This is a genomic window from Longimicrobiaceae bacterium, from assembly GCA_035936415.1.
Classification (GTDB): domain Bacteria; phylum Gemmatimonadota; class Gemmatimonadetes; order Longimicrobiales; family Longimicrobiaceae; genus JAFAYN01.
Window position 1 is genome coordinate 1 of sequence record DASYWD010000127.1, and the last position, 3,432, is coordinate 3,432.

A 3,432-nucleotide genomic window follows, 5' to 3' on the forward strand; every position below is an offset into this window, starting at 1 on the left:
GCGCTGAGGCGCTGCCTGGACGCCCTCCGCGACGGGGACGCCCGCCCCGCCGAGCTGGTGGTGGTGGACCAGGGGCGGGACGGCTCCGCGCGCCCCGTCGTGGAGCCGCTGCAGGCGGCCGGTTGGCGGGTGGTCTACCTCGCGCAGGAGCCGCGCGGGCTGGCGGCCGCGCAGAACGCGGGGGTGGCCGCCGCGGCATCGCCGGTGGTGGCGGTCACGGACGACGACTGCATCCCGGACCCGGCGTGGCTCCCGGTGGTGGCCCGGACCCTGGTGGACTCCCGGGAGGTGGACGTGCTCGCGGGCCGGGTGCTCCCGGCGCCCCCGGCGGGCGACCGGAGCGTCCCCGTCTCCACCCGCGCGAGCCCCACGCGCCGCGATTTCCGGGGGCGGCAGGTGCCCTGGCACGTGGGGAGCGGGAACAACTTCGCGCTCCGGCGGGAGTGGTACCTGCGCGTCGGCGGGTGCGACGAGCGGCTGGGGCCCGGCGCCCCCGCGCAGGGGGGCGTGGACATGGACCTCTTCTACCGGCTCCTCCGCGCCGGGGCGCGCGTCCGCTACGAGCCGGACGCGCTGGTGCTGCACGAGCGGCAGACGCCCGCCGAGCGCCGGGCGCGCCGCCCCATGTACGGGCACGGGATGGGCGCCGCCTGCGGGATCTGGCTGCGGGGGGGCGACGCGTACGCGCTCCCGGTGCTGGCCCGGTGGGTCGGGCTCCGCCTGGCGAGCGTGGCGCGCCCCCGCGACACCGGCCGCATGCAGGCGCTCCGGGAAGAGGCGGCGATCCTCGCGGCCACGGCACGGGGGGTTGCGTGGGGACTGCGCGCCCGAGGAGGGTAGCCGGATCCACCACGCGGGCCGGCGTGCGCCCCGGCTCCGGAAACCCGGCGGGCAAAGGAGGCTCCGGATGAAGATCGCGTACCTGGTCCTCGCGCACGACAACCCGAAGCACCTGGAGAGGCTGGCCGGAGCGCTCTCCTCGCGCTCGTCCGCCGTTTTCGTCCACATCGACCGCAGGTCGAGCCTGGACCGGTTCTCGAACCTCCCGCGGGACAGCGTCCACGTCTCCCGGGAGCGGATTCCCGTGTACTGGGGCGACTTCTCGCAGGTGGACGCCATCCTCCTGCTGCTTCGATCGGCTCTCTCCGCCCGGGACCGCTTCGACTACTTCGTACTTCTGAGCGGCACCGACTACCCGCTGCAGCCGGCCGCGTACATCGAGAGCTTCTTCGAGCGCAACCGCGGCAGGGAGTTCATGAACATCGTCCGGATGCCCTGTGAGGCCGCGGGAAAGCCGATCTCCCGCCTCACCACGTACAGGCCGCGACCCGACGCCTCACGGGTCACCAGGTTCGGGCGAAAGCTGCTGGTCAGGACGGGCGTGATCCCGGCGCGTCGCGATTACGAGCCGCACCTCCGGGGCCTCGCTCCCTACGCCGGGAGCACGTGGTGGGCGCTCTCGCGCGACGCCTGCACCTACATCCTGAGCTTCGCGGACACCGAGCGCCGGGTGGTGGAGTTCTTCGAGCACACCGTCTGTCCCGACGAGTCGTTCTTCCAGACGATCCTGGGCAACTCGCCTTTCAGAGAAAGAATCGAGAGAAACCTCACCTACGCCGACTGGAGCGCCGGAGGAGACAGTCCGGCATACCTGACGGAGCAGCACCTGGAGCTCTTCGAGGCCAGTGCACACGTCACCCTGGACGACGTGTATGGGGTGGGGGAAGCGCTGTTCGCCAGGAAGTTCCGAGACGAGGCCGCGGACCTGGTCGTGCGGCTCGATCGCCGGGCAAGGGGCTCCGGGCCGGGCGAGCGCTGCACCTGACGTGGCATTCTGGACCTGGACGTCCCCCGCCGGCCCGCCGCCCCATGCGGCTGCCTACCCGAACCGGGCGATCGAGAACGGGCTCAGGTCCAGCGGGTAGGTCTCACCGAGCGCCAGCGCCGCGATGGCTTCGCCGATGGCGCTGGAGAACTTGAATCCGTGGCCGGAGCAGGGGCTGGCGACCACCACGCGCGGGCTGGCCGGGTGGTGGTCCAGGACGAAGTGGGCGTCCGGGGTGTTGGTGTAGAGGCAGACGGAGGTTCCCAGGAGCGGCCCCGCCGCGCCGGGGAGGAAGCGGCGGAGCAGCGCCAGGGCGGGCGCCTCGTCCTCCGGGGTGGTCTCGCGCTCCACGCCGCGTGCGGTGGTGGCCGCCCCCTCGTGGTGGATCTGCGCCTTGACCCCCTCCCCGAAGTCGGGGAAGGTGGCCAGGAAGCGGCCGGGCCGGTATTCCCAGAGGCCCAGCGGGCACCGGGCCGGGCCGTATGCCTCCGGCTCCTCCGCCGGGCGGTACCAGTGGAAGGTCTGCCGCTCCACCTGCAGCGGCAGCTCCAGCCCGCCCAGCAGCTCCGGCATCCACGGCCCCGCGGCGAGCACCAGCCGCCCGGCGCGGTACCTGCCCAGCGCCGTCGTGACGCTCACTCCGCCGTCGCCCGCCTCCCATCCCGTCACTTCTTCCCCGAAGCGCAGCTCCGCCCCGTGGGCGCGGGCCAGCGCCAGGTGTGTGTCCACGCACGGCTCGGGGAGGAGGATCCCGGCGCGCTGCTCCAGGAGCGCCACCATCCCCTCCGGCACGCGGAGCTGCGGGTAGCGGTGGCGCGCCTCCCGGGGGGAGAGGACGTCGTGCGGGATCGCGTGCTCCACCGCGCTCGTCCGCGCCCCGGCGACCAGCCGCCCCTCCTCGGGCCCCACCATCACCCCGCCCGTCCGGGTGAAGAGCGTCCGGCCGCTCTCCCGCTCCGTCTCGGCCCACAGCTCGTAGGCGCGCCGGACCAGCGGCACGTACAGCGGGTGCTCGTAGTACGCCTCGCGGATGATGCGCGTCCCGCCGTGGCTGGAGCCGAGCCGGTGCGGCGGGGCGTGCGCGTCCAGCGCGAGCACGCGGGCGCCCTGCTTCGCGAGCCGGTACGCCGCCGCGCTCCCCATGGCGCCGGCGCCCACCAGGATCACGTCGAGCGGGGTCATTCGCGTCACCGGGCGGAGGTCGCCCGCGGGAGCGGGATGCGCACGCTCGCCCATCCGCCGCGCGGACCCTCGTAGCGCGCGTCGGAGATCCGGAGGGTGTCGCCCTCGGCGTGGAAGTACGGAAAGCGCGCCCAGCGCAGGAACGTGCTCCCCTCCGGGGTGGCGGCGGCGGCCCGCGCCCCCGGCCCGCCCATGCGCTTCTCGATGGCCGGCCCGTCCAGCGCCCAGGTCCTCGCCGCCAGGTCGAAGCGGCCGAGCCGGTACGTCCCCCCGCTCTCCACCACCAGCTCCCTGCGGAGCGGGTCCAGAATCGCCGGGCCGGCGAGGATGCGCGCCGCCTCCGGCTCCGCGGCGGCGACGGTGCGGCGCGCGGCCTGGCTCCCCGCGAAGCTGAGCAGGACGTACGCGCCCGCCACCGCCAGGGC

4 protein-coding genes are annotated in these 3,432 nt (G+C 74.6%); 2 read left to right on the forward strand and 2 right to left on the reverse strand.

What is annotated here, in order from left to right; all coding sequences use genetic code 11:
- The coding region (locus VGR37_04805) for a glycosyltransferase (GenBank protein HEV2146717.1) at positions 1–840 on the forward strand (840 nt) is incomplete at its 5' end.
- 67 nt (positions 841–907) lie between these two features.
- Complete coding sequence (locus VGR37_04810; protein ID HEV2146718.1) at positions 908–1,825, forward strand: beta-1,6-N-acetylglucosaminyltransferase; 918 nt, start codon at positions 908–910, stop codon at positions 1,823–1,825.
- Positions 1,826–1,879: 54 nt separating this feature from the next.
- On the opposite strand, the gene solA is transcribed toward VGR37_04810, so the two are convergent.
- The gene (solA, locus tag VGR37_04815; GenBank protein ID HEV2146719.1) at positions 1,880–3,007 is read right to left on the reverse strand and encodes an N-methyl-L-tryptophan oxidase; all 1,128 of its coding nucleotides are present in this window, start codon (positions 3,005–3,007) and stop codon (positions 1,880–1,882) included.
- Positions 3,008–3,012: 5 nt separating this feature from the next.
- A partial coding sequence (locus VGR37_04820; GenBank protein HEV2146720.1) for a hypothetical protein occupies positions 3,013–3,432 on the reverse strand: 420 nt, incomplete at its 5' end.

Coding starts and splice junctions, on each gene's coding strand:
- VGR37_04810 (HEV2146718.1), top strand. CDS start 908: ATGAAGATCGCGTACCTGGTCCTCGCGCACGACAACCCGAAGCACCTG.
- solA (HEV2146719.1), bottom strand. CDS start 3,007: ATGACCCCGCTCGACGTGATCCTGGTGGGCGCCGGCGCCATGGGGAGC.